A 14680-nucleotide genomic window follows, 5' to 3' on the forward strand; every position below is an offset into this window, starting at 1 on the left:
GGTCAGCTCACCGACACCGTGACGGCGGTGGGGTTGGTCATGATGTCGTAGACCGCCGAACGCTTCTGCGACTGCGCCACCAGCGCCTCGATGTCCGCGCGGTCGGCGTCGGCGTCGACGTGGTAGTCGACCCGCACCCCGCTGAAGCCGTTGCGGACCTCCGGGTCGGCGCCGAGGATGCCGTGCAGGTCCATCTCCGCGCTGACCTCGGCGCGTACCGAGCGCAGCTGGATGCCGCGCTGCTGCGCGACGGCCGCGACGCCCGCGGTCAGGCAGCCCCCGAGGGCGACCAGCACGTACTCCACCGGTGTGATGCCGTGGTCCTCGGCGGCGAACTGCAGCGGGTGGTCGACGTCGAAGGTGAACGTCCGGGAGTGCCGCTGTGCGTCGCCGAAGCCGGCGAACGTGTCCACCTCGGCCGTGCTGTGCGTGCCGTGCACCCAGGAGACGCTCGACCGCCACTGGAACCGGGCGATCTCCGGTGCGTCGGCGAACGCCTCCCGGGCCCCGAGCAGGGCGGCGACGTTGACGCCGTTGTCGACGACGGACGTGGTCATGGTGTGCTCCTTCGGATCGGTCCTGCGAACAGCCGGAACGCTAGGAGCGGGCCGGGGTGCGACGCGTCGGGAACGCCACCCATCTCGGCCCCGGGCCACTACCCATACCGGCCGGGTGCCGATGCCCAGATCGGGCACTTCGGCCGTGTCCACCCAGGACGCGCCGGGCGTACGTTCCCGCGTCATGCCACTGCTGGAACGGGAGGAGGCGCTCGCCGACCTGGACGGCGCGCTCGCGGCGGCGCAGCGCGGTCGGGGGCGCGTCGCGGTCGTCAGCGGGGGCGCCGGGCTCGGCAAGACGTCGGTGGTGCGGGCGTTCCTGGCCGGGCTGGACTCCGATGTCGTGGTGCGCGAGGGCGCCTGCGACGACCTGCTGACCCCGCGCCCGCTGGGCCCGGTCCACGACCTGGGCCGCCAGGCCGGTCCGGCGCTGGCCCGCGCCCTGGCGGAGGGCGACGTGCAGGCGGTGTTCACCGCGCTGCTCGACGAGCTCGCGAGCCGCGCGGTCACCGTGGTCGTGGTGGAGGACGTGCACTGGGCGGACGACGCGAGCCTCGACGCGCTGGCCTTCCTGACCCGCCGCATCGAGCGGTTGCCGGCGCTGCTCGTGCTCACCTACCGCGACGACGACGTCCCGGTCGAGGCGCCGCTGCACCGCGTGCTGGGCGGACTGCGCACCCCGGCCGCGGTGCGGATCCAGCTCGCCCCGCTGTCGGCGGACGCGGTGATGCGGCTCGCGGGGCACCCGGAGGCGGGGCGGCGGGTGCACGCCTCGACCGGGGGCAACCCGTTCTTCGTCAGCGAGCTGCTCGCCGCCGAGCACGAGGGCACGCCCGCCTCGGTGAGCCACGCGGTGCTGGCACGGGTGGCGCGGCTCCCCTCCCCCACCCGCGCGCTGCTCGACCTGCTCGCCGTCGTCCCGGCCCGGACGGAGGCCACGCTGCTCGACGTCCTGTGCCCGGGCTGGCCGGAGCGGGCGGCGGCCGCCGAGGAACGCGGGGTGGTCGAGTGGCAGGGCGACGGCCTGGCGTTCCGGCACGAGCTCGCCCGGCGCGCGGTCGAGGAGGCGTTGCCCGCCTCCCGGGCGCGCGGGCTGCACGCCCAGGTGCTGGCGGCCCTGCGGGCGAGCGGCGCCGACCCCGCCCGGCTGGTGCACCACGCCGAGCGTGCCGCGGACCTCGACACACTCGCCGAGGTCGCTCCGCTCGCGGCGCGCGCGGCCGCCGCGGCCGGTGCGCACCGCGAGGCCACCGCGCACTACCGGCGGGCACTGGAGCTGGGCGACCGCTACCCCGACGCCGAGCGGGCCGACCTGCTGGAGGCGTTCACGCTCGAGGCGTCGACCACGTGCCACATCGGCGAGGCGCTGCAGGCCGCCGAACGGGCGCTGGCCCTGCGCGAGGCGCGGGGCGAGCCGTCGGGGATCGGACGCAACCTGCGCCGGCTCAGCCAGCTGTCCTGGTTGCGGGGGCGCCGCGACGACATGGAACGCCGGCTCGCCGCGGCGCTGGAGGTGCTGGAGGACCAGCCGCCCGGTCCGGAGCGCGCCATGGCCTACAGCGACCTGGCCCTGCGGATCGGGCTCTACGGCGGCCGGCGTGAGGAGGCCGCGCGCACGGCCGACCGCGCCGTCGCCCTCGCGAAGGACTGCGCCGACCCGGCCGCGCTCGGTCACGTCCAGGGCCGCATCGGCCTGCTGAACGCGCTGCTCGACGCCGACGACGCCCTGCTGCGGGACTGCCTGGAGCGCGCCCGGACGGCGGGGCTGCACCTCGACGCCGGCATGGCCTACCAAGGCCTGGCCACCGGCGCCGCCCTGCGCCGCGACCGGGCGGCCCGCCGATGGATCGATGAGGGCATCGACTACCTGCAGTCCCGCGACGTCCTGGGGCCCCTGCAGTACCTGCGCGGCCTGCAGGCGGCCCACGACCTCGCCGACGGGGACTGGCGCGGCGCGCACCGGAGGGCCGGGTGGGTGCTGGCCCAGCCGGAGGGCAGGGGCATCACCGGCGTCCACGCCCTGCAGACCGAGGCCCTCCTGCACCTGCGGCGGGGCCGCCTCCCGCAGGCCGTGCCGGTGCTGGGCGAGCTGTGGACCGTCGCGGAGACGTGCGGCATGGTGCAGCACGTCGCCCCGGCCGCGTGCGCGCTGGCCGAGCACGCCGAGCTGACCGGCGAGTGGGCCGATGTCGTGGTGCCGCTGCAGGAGGCCCGGGCGCTCGCGCAGCGGCTGGGCCTGGCACAGGTGGCGAGCGAACTCGGGTTCTGGCTGGTCCGCGCGGGCGCTCTCGACCCGGCCGGGACCGGTGCCCCCGAGCCGGAGGACCCCTACGCCCTGGCCGCGGCGGGCGAGTGGCGGGCCGCGGCGGCGATGTGGGAGCGGTCGGGGTGCCCGTTCGAACGCGCGCACGCCCTCGCCGACTCCGACGAGGAGCAGGCACTGCTCACCGCGCTCGACCTCGCCGTCGGGCTGGGCGCCGATCCCCTGGCGGCCCGGATCCGGGCGAAGCTGCGTGCCTCCGGCGTGCAGCGGGTGCCGCGGGGCCCTCGGGCCGAGACCCGGTCGAACCCGGCCGGCCTCACCGCTCGCCAGCTCGAGGTCCTCTCGCTGCTGCGCGAGGGGCTGACGGACGCCGAGATCGCCACCCGGCTGGTCCTGTCGGTGAAGACCGTGAACCACCACGTCAGCGCGGTGCTCGACAAGCTGGGGGTGGACAACCGCCGCGCCGCGGTGCGCGTCACGGCGCGCAACGGCTGAGCCGCGGCGGCCTAGACACGTGACCTAACGGTCACCTATTGTTCCGTGCATGGGCCCGGATGACGACCGCGTGTTCAAGGCGTTGGCCGATCCGTCCCGGCGGCTGCTGCTCGACCGGCTGCTGGCCCGCGACGGCCAGACCCTGGGCGAGCTGGAGACGCACCTGGAGATGACCCGCTTCGGCGTCATGAAGCACCTGCGCGTGCTCGAGGAGGCCGATCTCGTGGTCACACGTCGCTCCGGACGGGAGAAGCTGCACTTCCTCAACCCCGTCCCGGTACGGCTGGTCCACGACCGGTGGATCGACAAGTACACCGAGCGGCGGGTGTCGCTGCTCACCGAGCTCAAGACCCGACTGGAAGGCGGCGACGTGTCCTCCTCTGCCCCCACCGCGGTCACGCAGGTGTTCCGCGTGCACATCAAGGCCACCCCCGAAGACGTCTGGCAGGCGATCACCTCCCCGGAGTGGTCGGCCCGCTACGGCTACGGACCGATGGAGTTCGACCTGCGCCCCGGCGGCGCGTTCCGGGGCAGGACGAACGAGCGCCTGCGCGCCATGGGCGTGGCCGAGGTCGTCGTCGACGGCGAGGTGCTCCAAGCCGACCCGCCACGCCGCCTGGTGCAGACCTACCGGCTGCTCTTCGACCCCGCCGCCGCGACCGAGCCGCCCACCCGCGTCACCTGGGAGCTCGAGCCCATCGGCGCCGACGTGACCCGGCTGACCGTCGTCCACCAGCTCGACGACGCCCCCGTGCACGCCCACCTCGTCGCCGGCGACGACGTGCGGTCCGGCGGCGGCTGGCCGTTCGTGCTCTCCGACCTCAAGTCCGTCCTGGAGACCGGCAGCCCGCTGCCGTCCGCCTTCTGACCCTGGAGGACCCGTGTCCGACATCCACTCGCTCCTCGACCGCGAGACCGCACAACTGGTCGCGGCGCTCGACGCGCTCGACGACGCGCAATGGGCCGCCCCGAGCCTGTGCGCGGGCTGGCGGATCCGGGACGTGGCGATCCACCTGCTCATGCCCTACGAGCTCTCCGTACCGCGGTTCCTGCTCGGGATGGCCACGGCGCGCTTCGACTTCGACCGGCTCGCCGACCGGTGGGCCACCGGCGACACCCGCCCCCGCGCCGCGGTGACCGCGGCCCTGAGTGCCACCCTGCGGCAGCCCTTCCGCGTCCCCGGCGCCCCGCCCGAGGCCCCGCTGTCGCACGTCGTGATCCACGCCGAGGACATCTACCGGCCACTGGGGCTGCCGCACGGCCCGAGCGCGGCGGCGGCCTCGGTCGTCCTGGACCAGCTGACCGGACCGCGCGCCCGCGGCCTGGTGCCCGCCGGCCTGCTCGACGGCCTGACCTTCACCGCGACGGACGCCGACTGGTCCATCGGTGCCGGACCCGAGGTGCGCGCGACCGCCTCGGCCCTCGTCACGACGTTCGCCGGGCGCACAGCCGCACTCAGCGAGATCCACGGCGACGGCGCACCCGAGGTCCAGGACCGGCTGGGAGCGGCGACCCGGTAGCGACCCGGGAGCCGGGCGTGCGCGGGCGGGCGTTCTCGACCGGGTCGTCGGTGTGGAGCAGCAGGTGCCGCCACCGAGCGTCGCCTCGTGGGTGGCGCCGGTCCGGCGCCCGTCCGGTCCCCGTGCGGACGAGTGCCTGGCCCAGGGGCCGCTCTCCCCGGCCAACTCAGAGGGACAGCGGGCCCGGCATCTGTCCGGTGACGACGTAGATGATCCGGCGGGCGATGGCGACGGCGTGGTCGGCGTAGCGCTCGTAGAAGCGCGCGAGCAGGACCGCGTCCACGGCCGCCTCGACCCCGTGGGGCCAGTTGCGGTCCATCAGCTGGCGGGACATGTGCTCGTGCAGGTCGTCCATCGCGTCGTCGTCGGCCTCGAGCTGGGCGGCCTTGACCGGGTCGCGGCTCTCCATGACCTCGACGGCCTTGCGGGCGAGCTCCACGCCGACCCGGCCCATCTCGCCGAAGAACCCGGCGACCTCCGCGGGCAGCACCGGCTCGGGACGGCGACGCAGCACCGCCTCGGCGATGTGCTCGGCCAGCGCGCCCATCCGCTGGATGTCGGCGGCGGTGTGGATGGCCGCGACGACGATCCGCAGGTCGGTCGCGAGCGGCGCCTGCAGCACCAGCAGCTCGAAGGCCTTCTCCTCGGCCTCGTGCCACGTGAGGTCGATGCCGGCGTCCTCGTCGACGACCTCCTGGGCGAGCACCGCGTCGGACTGCACCAGCGCGCGAGTGGCCTTGTCGAGAGCGATCGCGACGTCGGTGCACATGCTCGTCAGCAGGGCGACCAGATCGTCGATCTGCTCGGTGTAGGCGTCACGCACGCAGGACAGGCTAGGCCCTCGTGACTCCTCGCCCGGCGCGTAACCGGGGGCCGGCGCAAACCGGAAGGTGCCGATCCCCCGGCACCCGGACGCGATGCCGGGCTGTCCAAGACCAGTTCCAGCTCTCCCTGATCCCGGCGGTCCGGCGGTGGGGGGCGGGCGCCGCGAGCCCGTGGCCGTCTCGCCCGCCCGCACATGATCCGGCCGCACGGCCCGGCCGGTGCCGAGCCGTGTCCTACATGTCCAGCACGACGTCGGTGTCGGGCCGGGCGCAGCAGATGAGGACCTCGCCGCCGGCCGGGGGATCGAGCGGATCCGGGGCGTAGGCGACCTCGCCGGACAGCAGCGGCGTGATGCAGGTGTGGCAGACGCCGGACCGGCAGCTGAAGCGGGTCGGGACGTCGCAGGCCTCGGCGAGCTCGAGCACGCTGCGCAGGCCGGTGACGAACGGCGTGGAGAGGCCGCTGCGGCTGAAGGTCACCAGCGGCCCGGTCCCCGGTGGGCCGGACGGCTGGTGGGGCGGCCGCCCGGGCCGCCCCGTCACACCGGGGTTGATCGAGGGCTTCGCCCCGAACAGCTCGGTGTGGATGCGGTCCGGGGCCACGCCGAGCGCGGTGAGTGCACGCTGCACGTCCGTCATGAACCCGGCCGGACCGCAGACGTGGGCGGTCGCGTCGGTGGGCAGGTCCAACGCGGCCAGCGCGTCCTTGGTGAGCCGCCCGAGATGGGCGGCAGGCCCACGGTCCTCCCCCACGACGGGGGCGCTGTAGAAGACGTGTTCGTGCGCGTGGGGCAGCGACGCGAGCAGGGCGTGGGCCTCGCCGGCCAGGGGATGTTCGTGCGCGCTGCGGGCGCTGTTGAGCCACCAGACCTCGCGTGGGCTGTGCCGGTCGGCGAGCTCGTGCAGCATCGCCAGCACCGGAGTGACCCCGATGCCCGCCGAGACGAGCAGCACCGGCCCGGTGCCGTCGTCGAGCACGAAGTCCCCGCGAGGCGCGGCCGCCTCGAGCAGCGTCCCCGGCCGCAGTCCCGTGGTCAGGTAGCCGCTGGCGAGGCCGTGCGGCTCGTGCTTGACGCTGATCCGGTAGGTGCCGGCTCCGGGCGCCGAGGACAGCGAGTAGCTGCGCACCGGGGCAGGTCGGGCGGCGCCCGGGATGCGCACCGTCAGGTACTGGCCCGGGCGCGGGCGGGGAACCCGGTTCCCGTCCGTGGTCACCAGGTAGAGGGACGAGACCGTGGCGGTCTCCCGGACGACGTCGGCGACGCGCACCGTCCGGAACCCGGCCCACGCCGGTTCGGCACCGGCAGCGGGCTCCGCAGCCGGTCCGGCCGCGTCGGTCCCGTCGAGCAGCTCGCGGAAGGAGTCCCGCCAGCCCGGGCTCAGCGCGGGCAGCTGCGTGGCGAGGCGCAGGGTCGCCCGGTCCCGGCCGGGGAGGTAGAGCAAGGCGTCGGTGTCGGCCACGGTCAACGCGCCGGGACCGGTGCGCGTCCTGACGATCGGGTCGCCGGCCCGGACGTGTCCCTCGGTGAGGACGCGCATGTAGAAGCCGGGACGACGGTGGGCGACCAGCAGCGCGGGGAGCTCGGGCTCGGCCAGGCGGATGCCGAGGCGGTAGCAGGTCACCCGCGGTTGGGTGACCTCGAACTCGGCCTCGCCGATGCGGTACCGGTCGCCGATGCAGACCTCGTCGTCACCCAGGCCGTCGACGGTGAGGTTCTCCCCGAACCGGCCGTGGCCCGTCTCGTCCCATCCGAAGTGCCGCTGCCAGTGCGCGTAGGACTCGAGCTGGTACACGAGCACCGCCCGCTGCTCACCGCCGTGCCCGGCGAGGTCGCCCTGCCCGTCGCCGTCGAGGTCGAGCCGACGGGCCATCACCGGGCCGCTGACCGGTCGTTTCCAGATGCCCGTGTGCACCGTCCGGCCCTTCCAGGACACGTCCTGCGGCATGCCCACGTTCACGGACACGACGGACGGAAGGGCGGTGGTCTCCGCTGCGGCGGCGGCGGTCCTCCCGCTGTCGAGGCGCGCCTGCAGGTCGCTCATGCTCGTCCCTCCTGAGGAACCGACGGGGTGGGGGCACGCCCTGCAGTAAGCCGCCCGGGCGGCGAGGCAAGGTCCGCGGCGCCCGCGCCCGTCACGAGACCGGTCCGACCGATCGGACCCCGTCGGTCGGCAGGGCGTGCACCTGACCACCGATGGGGTCGATCAAGCGGACCGGCGGCTGGCCGGTGCCCGGGACGCTGCGCCGGTCGCGACGCCGGGGTGGTGCGCGCGAAGCGGCGCTACACGAGGTCCCGGTAGGCCGCGGCGAGGTCCCGTGCCTCCGCGCGCAGCTCGTCGCGGTCCAGGCCCGCGTACTCCGCCACCGCCTCGGCGTACGCGGGCCCGGCCACCGCGGTGACCACGGCCCGCGTGGCCGCGCCGGACATCGTCGGCTGGTACTCCCGCTGGTAGTGGAAGCGCTCGGCGATCGCGACCAGCCAGGCCCCGCGCACCGCTCGTCCCCGTTCCACCTCGACCAGCCCGAGCGCGAGCAGCACGGTCCCGCACACCGGGTCCGGCGCACCCGCCGCGAGCAGCGCGCCGAGGCCGGCGGGCAGGCCGTCCGCCGTCCCCGCCACCTCGTCGAGCCGGTGGTGCCGCACATGGGCCACGACCGCCATGGCCCGCAACGACCACGCGTACGGCCACAGCCAGGCGGCGCAGGAGTCGACGTCGAGCACGGTCGTGGCCCGGCGCCAGCTCGCCAGCCCGGCGTCGACCTCACCCTTCGCCAGCGCGAGCTCCGCCCGGGCGACCAGGTCGAACGTCACCGCGTCCGGGGTGTCGGCGGACGGCCCGGCCCCCGCAAGGGCACGTTCGGCCGCACCGGTCGCGCCGAGACCGAGATGGGCGACGACCGTCCCGAGCCGCACGTTGATCGGGTCGCCGAAGACGCCGAGCTCGGCCACCGCCCTGCCCGCCGCCCCGAACTGGACGAGCGCCTCGTCGTGCCGTTCGAGCTGCAGGCTCAGCTCGGCCAGGCGCCCGTACACGAACATGTGGAGCCACGGCATGCGCGCGGGTATCCGGGCCGGCATCTCCCGGGCCGCCGCGCGGGCGCCCGCGAGATCGCCCTGCACCTCCCGGACGTAGCCGACCACCCCGAGCGCGACCGCCGCGACCAACGGGCGGGGGTCGCGGCACAGCTCGTCGAGCGCCTCCACGTCCGGCAGCACGGTGACGACCCGGGCGATCGCCCCGATCGCCTCGTCGGTACGGCCCGGCGGGATCCGGCGCAGGACGGCGAGGGGACGGACCGCGGTCGCGGGATCCACGACCAGGCACAGCGTCGCGTACTGGACGACGGCCTGCCGCAGCGCCGCGAGACCGGCGTCGTCGGCGGGCCGGTACCGCGCCAGCGCGGGGAGGCAGTCCACCCCGGTCGCGAGCAGGCGTTGCGTCCCGGACTCGACGGTCCACAACGCCCCCAGCGCCGCGAGCACGGCCGCCAGGGTGCCCCGGTCGCCGAGCGCCCGGGCGAGCCGGAGCACGTGCAGCAGGTTCTCCTGCTCTGCCCGGATCAGGTGGAGGGCGGGCGCCGGCTCCGCACCGAACGGCTGCGCGTGCACGGCCAGCGAGGTGCGCCTCCCCCACTCCAGCACCCGTCCGGTGACGAGGGCGTCCTCACCCGCCTCGGCCCGCCGGGCCGCGCAGAACTCGCGGACGGTCTCCAGCATGCGGAACCGGCCGGTGGCGTCGGGCGGGCGCAGCAACGACTGGTCGACCAGCGTCTCCAGCAGGTCGATCCGATCGCCGCCGAGAAGACCCGTCGCGGTGTCGCCCGTGAAGCCGCCGGGCAGCGCGGCGAGCGTGCGCAGGGCGGTGCGCGCCTCGTCGTCGAGCAGGTTCCAGCTCCACGCGACGACCGCCTCCAGGGTCCGGTGCCGCTCCGGGCGGTCCCGCCCCGCGCCGCGCAGCAGCGCGAACCGGTCGTCGAGCCTGCGCAGGATCTCCCCGACCGGCAGGACCCGCACCCGCGCGGCCGCCAGCTCGACGGCCAGGGGCAGCCCGTCCAGCCGGGCGCAGAGCGCCGCGACCTCCGTCGGCGGCAGGGCGACATCGGGACGGGCCGCCCGCGCCCGTTCGAGGAACAGCGCCACGGTGACCGCGGGGTCGAGCTGCGGGAGCGGGTAGACCGACTCGGACGCGAGGTTCAGCGGCGCCCTGCTGGTCACCAGCACCCGCAGGTCCCGGGCGCGGGCGACCAGGGCGTGCACCAGGTCCGCCGCGGCGTCGAGCACGTGCTCGCAGTTGTCCAGCACCAGCAGGGCCGGCCCGGACCCCAGCGCCTCGGCCACCGCGCTCGTGGGGTCCGGCGCGGCAACCGCCAGCGGGCCGCCCGCCCGGACGGCGTCGGCCACCTCCGCGGCGACGTCGGCTCCCGACCGAACCCCCGCGAGCGACACCACCTGCACGGTCCGCGTGTCGGTCCGCGCCGCCACGGCGTGCGCGAGGCGGGTCTTGCCGAGCCCGCCCGGGCCGAGCACCGTCACCACCCGGGAGGTGTGCAGCAGGGCGAGCACCGCCGCGACGTCGCCGTCGCGCCCGAGCAACGCGTTCGGCTCGGCGGCGATCCCCCGGCGGCGGGCCGGCGCGGACTCCGCCAGCAACGCCGCCTGCTGCGCCCGCAGCGCGGCCCCGGGATCCGTGCCCAGCTCGTCCGCGAGCACCCGGCGATAGGACTCGTAGCGCGCCAGCGCCGCACCCGGACCGCGCACCGTGCCCTCGCTGCGCAGCAGTTCGAGGAGGACCTCCTCGTCCTCGGGGGCGGCGCCCACGAGCTCCTCGAGCGGCTCGAGGGCCTCGCCGGCCCGGCCGAGCCGGGACAACGCCAGCGCCCGCCGCCGTCGCAGCCCGGCCACCGTCCGCCGGCGTTCCTCGCGCAGCGCCCCGAGCGGGCCGCTGTCCGAAGGGTCGCCACTGCCCGACCACAGCGCCAGGCCCGCGTCCACGGCGGCCAGCATCGCCGCCGGATCCGGCGCCCGGTCGGCCTCGGCGGCGTGCAGCCGCAACGCCTCCGCGTCCACGTCCACGGGGTTCAACGCCAGGCGATAGCCCGTCGGGGTCGTCGCGACGAGCCCCGGCCCGACCCGGGCACGGACCCGGGACACGACGACCTGCAGCGCCTTGGCCGGGTCGGCGGGCGGCACCTCGGGCCACAGCTCGGCGACCAGCCGCCCGGTCGAGCACCCCGCCGCCAGGTCCGCGGCCAGGGCCGCGAGGAGGGCCCCGGCCCGCACCCCCGGCACCGCGACACCGTCCACGGCGACCCGCGGGAGCAAGGTCAGCCGAGGCACCTGCCCACCGTAGCGAGCTCTTCCCGTCCCCGATCTGCGACCGGCCCGCGCGGATCAGGGCGAGGAACGACGCGGGCGACGTCCTCCACCGCAACGTCGACATCACGCCCGCCTGACCCGGACGGGCCGTCTCCTCGACGGCCCGCCGCTCCGACGACGGGGGCCGAGCGGCGCCGGTCGACCAGGGTCGCCCGGGCGACACTCGTGCTCGCCCCGTTCACCCTCCGCGGGTGGCGCCCGGGTCTCGGACGACCGGCTTGTATCGGCCCCGGCGTCCACAGGCCACGGGGCGGGGAGGCGGCAGGGTGCACACGAACCGAGGGGTGCGCGCGGTCGCGGCAGGGCTCTTCGCGGCCGCGGTCGCGGCCGGCTGCGCCTCGACGCCGCCTGCGCCGCCGTCGCCGTCCCCGGCGCCCCCGGCGCCTCCGTCCACCACGGCGCCGCCGTCGACCGCCTACTCACCGCAGTTGTGTGCGGCGGCGACGCAGTTCCAGACCGCTGCGAACGCGCTCGTGCAGCTCGACGCCACCAAGGTCGGGACCGACGGCGTCAAGACAGCCCTGCAGAACCTCGCCGACGCCGGCCGGAACCTGGCGGCGGCGGCGAAGACGCAGTTCGCCCCGCAGGTCGCGGCGCTGGAGCAGGCACTCGGTTCCCTGCAGACCACGATCTCGCAGCTGAGCGACCAGGCCGATCTCTCGGCCAGACTCGGCGCCCTCGCCTCGTCGGTGGCACAGGTCGAGGCCGCGGCGACACCCATCGTCGACAGTGTCCGGACCGGGTGCACCGGTGTGCCGCCGGTCTCGATCCCGCCGACCTCCTGACGTGCGCATCGCTCACCTGCCCGAGGTGAGGTGACGGAACATCCGGATCGCGACGATTCCGGTGCCGGGCACACGGGGGTCCGGCGTCGGATCGGAGGATTGGCCATGCGGACCGACCTTCCGGAGAGCAGGGAGACCGACCGGGGCGACGACTGGTACGCCCGGACGCCGGCCGCGGTCGCGGAGGCGCTGGGCGTCGACCCCGGCCGGGGGCTGACGGCGGAGGCGGCCGCGGACCGGCTGCGGATCCACGGGCCGAACGCGTTGCCCGAGGAGAAGCCGAAGCCGGGCTGGCTGCGGTTCCTCGAGGAGTACCGCAGCTACATGCAGATCATCCTGCTCGCCGCCGCCGTGGTGTCGTTGGTCGTGGCCGAGTGGGGCACCGCGGTGCTCCTGGTCGTGCTGACCGTGCTCAACGCCGTGATCGGGCTGCGGCAGAAGGGCAAGGCCGAGAGCGCGATGAACGCGCTGCGGTCGATGATGAAGGCCACGGCCCGGGTCCGCCGCGACGGCACCACCAGGGAGATCCCCGCCCAGGACGTGGTGACCGGCGACGTCGTGCTGATCTCCGCCGGCGACCAGGTACCTGCCGACGGGCGCATCGTCGCCGCGAGCGCCCTGCAGATCGACGAGTCGGCGCTGACCGGCGAGAGCACCCCGGCGTCGAAGGAGCCCACCACCCTGGCCGGCCGGGCCCTGGGGCCCGGTGACCAGGTGAACATGGCGTTCATGAACACCCCGGTCACGCACGGCAGCGGGACGATGATCGTCACCGGCACCGGGGCGCGGACCGAGCTGGGCCGGATCTCGGCGATGCTCGCCGCGACGGCCGAGGAGAAGTCACCGCTGACCCGCGAGCTCGACCGACTCACGTTGTGGATCGCCGGTGCGGCGGGCCTGACGATGATCGTGATGTTCGTCCTCGGCCGCGCCCGCGGCGACGCCTGGGACGCGCTGTTCATCAGCGCGGTCGCGCTGGCGATCGCGGCGATCCCCGAGGCCCTGCCGACGGTCACCCAGTGGATCCTCTCGGTCGGCGGGGTCGACCTGGCCAAGCGCAACGCCATCGTCAAGGAGCTGCCCGCGGTCGAGACCCTCGCCTTCACCTCGGCGATCAACTCGGACAAGACCGGGACGCTGACGAGGAACCAGATGACCGCCGTCGAGGTCGTCGACGCCGGCGACCGGTACACCGTCTCCGGCAGCGGCTACGAGCTGGAGGGGAAGGTCCACCACGCGGCCGGGCGATCGGCGTCGATCGAGCCGGCGATCCTGCCCTACGTCCTCGCGAGCGACGCCCACCTCGTCGACGGCCGGGTCGTCGGCGACCCCACCGAGGGGGCGCTGCTCGTCCTGGGGCACAAGGCCGGCCTCGACATCGACGCGACCCGCGCGGCGCTGCCCCGGCTGGCCACGCTGCCGTTCGACCCCACCTACAAGATGATGGCCACCTTCCACACGGCCACGGACGCGGCCGGAAGACCGGTGGTGCGCTGCTTCGTCAAGGGCGCGGCCCCCGCGGTGATGGACCACGCCGCCTCCGCGCTTTCGGCCGGCGGGCCCGTCCGGTGGGACGCCGAGCTGAAGGCGCGGGCGACCGAGCACATGGTGCGCATGGAGCGCGCGGGCATGCGGGTGATGGCGGCCGCGGTGCGCGACCTCGACCCGGCCGTGTTCGACCCGGGGGGCGACCTGCTCGGCTACGTCACCGACCTCGAGGTGACGAGCCTGGTCGGGATGGTCGACCCGCCCCGGGCGGAGTCGAAGCAGGCCGTGGCCGAGGCGCAGGCGGCCAACATCCGCGTCCGGATGGTGACCGGCGACGACGTCACCACCGGCGCCGCGATCGCCGCGCAGCTCGGCATCACCGGCACCGCCATCCTCGGCGCCGACTTTGCCGCACTACCGGAGGACGTGCGGCTGGCCAGGATCGACGAGATCGGCGTGGTCGGCCGGGTCGCCCCGGAGCACAAGGTGCTGCTGGTCGACACGCTGAAGAAGAAGGGCGACGTCGTCGCGATGACCGGCGACGGCGTCAACGATGCCCCGGCCATCAAGGCCGCCGACATCGGCATCGCCATGGGCTCGGGCACCGACGTCGCGCAGAACGCCGGCCGCATGATCCTCTCCGACGACAACTTCGCGACCATCGTCTTCGCCGTCGAGCAGGGCCGGAAGATCTACGACAACCTGACGAAGTACATCCGCTTCGTCCTGCTCCTGCTCGTGGTGTTCGTCCTCACCTTCCTCGGTGCCAGCCTGTTCGACATCGCCGCGGGCGAGCCGTTCACCCCCGCCCAGGTGCTGTGGATCCACTTCTTCGTCAACGCGGCCTTCGGTTTCGCCCTCGGGTTCGACCGCGAGACGCCGGGCCTGATGCGGCTGCGGCCACGCCCGCGCGGGGAGTCCGTGCTGACGACCGGGCTGATGGTCACCGTCGGTCTCGCCGGACTGTTCATGAGCATCGCGCTGCTGAGCCTGATCGTCCTCGGCGAGCAGGCGTTCGGCGATCTGCGGATCGGGCAGTCCATCGCGTTCACCTCGTTCGCCCTCTGCCTGGTCGTCGCCGCCTTCGAGTGCCGCAGCGCCACCGCGACCGTGTTCACGCTCGACACCTTCGACAGCAAGCAGATGAACCGTGCGGCGGTCGTGGAGATCGTGCTCGCCGTCCTGGTCACGCAGACCGACGTCTTCAACCGGCTGCTGAACACCGTCGACATCACCGCCGTGCAGTTCCTCTGGGCGGCCGTGCCCCCGATCGGGCTGCTGCTCCTGTGGGAGGCGGGCAAGCTGGTCGGGCGGCGGGTGAGCCACGTACCCGGCCCGGCCGCCGGCGTGGCGTGATCACGCGGGCCGGC

At 75.0% G+C, this 14680-nt stretch carries 9 protein-coding genes; 5 read left to right on the plus strand and 4 right to left on the minus strand.

Annotation, left to right across the window (positions count from 1 at the left end):
• Positions 1-2: 2 nt before the first annotated feature.
• A complete protein-coding gene (locus LWC35_RS21280) occupies positions 3-557 on the minus strand; it encodes an OsmC family protein (protein WP_232871935.1) in 555 nt (184 codons plus the stop codon).
• Between the two features lie 184 nt (positions 558-741).
• On the opposite strand from LWC35_RS21280, the gene LWC35_RS21285 reads away from it, so the two are divergent.
• From LWC35_RS21285 to LWC35_RS21295, 3 genes are read left to right on the plus strand one after another with little or no spacing between them, the layout of a single operon-like run.
• Positions 742-3315 carry an ATP-binding protein gene (locus tag LWC35_RS21285; protein WP_232871936.1) on the plus strand — a complete coding sequence of 858 codons (2574 nt, stop codon included), beginning with the start codon at positions 742-744 and terminating at the stop codon, positions 3313-3315.
• Positions 3316-3364: 49 nt separating this feature from the next.
• Positions 3365-4183, plus strand: a complete 819-nt coding sequence (locus LWC35_RS21290; protein WP_232871937.1) for an ArsR/SmtB family transcription factor — start codon at positions 3365-3367, stop codon at positions 4181-4183.
• A gap of 13 nt (positions 4184-4196) precedes the next feature.
• Positions 4197-4835, plus strand: a complete 639-nt coding sequence (locus LWC35_RS21295) for a maleylpyruvate isomerase family mycothiol-dependent enzyme (RefSeq protein ID WP_232871938.1) — start codon at positions 4197-4199, stop codon at positions 4833-4835.
• A gap of 166 nt (positions 4836-5001) precedes the next feature.
• Here the strand turns inward: LWC35_RS21295 and phoU are convergent, their stop codons facing one another.
• The 3 genes from phoU to LWC35_RS21320 form a co-directional block, all read right to left on the minus strand.
• A complete protein-coding gene (gene phoU / locus LWC35_RS21300; protein WP_232871939.1) occupies positions 5002-5658 on the minus strand; it encodes a phosphate signaling complex protein PhoU in 657 nt (218 codons plus the stop codon).
• Positions 5659-5893: 235 nt separating this feature from the next.
• Positions 5894-7702, minus strand: a complete 1809-nt coding sequence (locus tag LWC35_RS21305; protein ID WP_269804544.1) for an MOSC and FAD-binding oxidoreductase domain-containing protein — start codon at positions 7700-7702, stop codon at positions 5894-5896.
• Positions 7703-7941: 239 nt separating this feature from the next.
• Complete coding sequence (locus tag LWC35_RS21320) at positions 7942-10998, minus strand: ATP-binding protein (protein WP_232871940.1); 3057 nt, start codon at positions 10996-10998, stop codon at positions 7942-7944.
• Positions 10999-11303: 305 nt separating this feature from the next.
• Between LWC35_RS21320 and LWC35_RS21325 the strand changes: the two genes are divergently transcribed.
• A complete protein-coding gene (locus LWC35_RS21325) occupies positions 11304-11822 on the plus strand; it encodes a hypothetical protein (RefSeq protein WP_232871941.1) in 519 nt (172 codons plus the stop codon).
• 105 nt (positions 11823-11927) lie between these two features.
• Complete coding sequence (locus tag LWC35_RS21330; RefSeq protein ID WP_232871942.1) at positions 11928-14666, plus strand: cation-translocating P-type ATPase; 2739 nt, start codon at positions 11928-11930, stop codon at positions 14664-14666.
• Positions 14667-14680: the final 14 nt, after the last annotated feature.

The organism is Pseudonocardia kujensis (assembly GCF_021283305.1).
Lineage (GTDB): Bacteria > Actinomycetota > Actinomycetes > Mycobacteriales > Pseudonocardiaceae > Pseudonocardia > Pseudonocardia kujensis.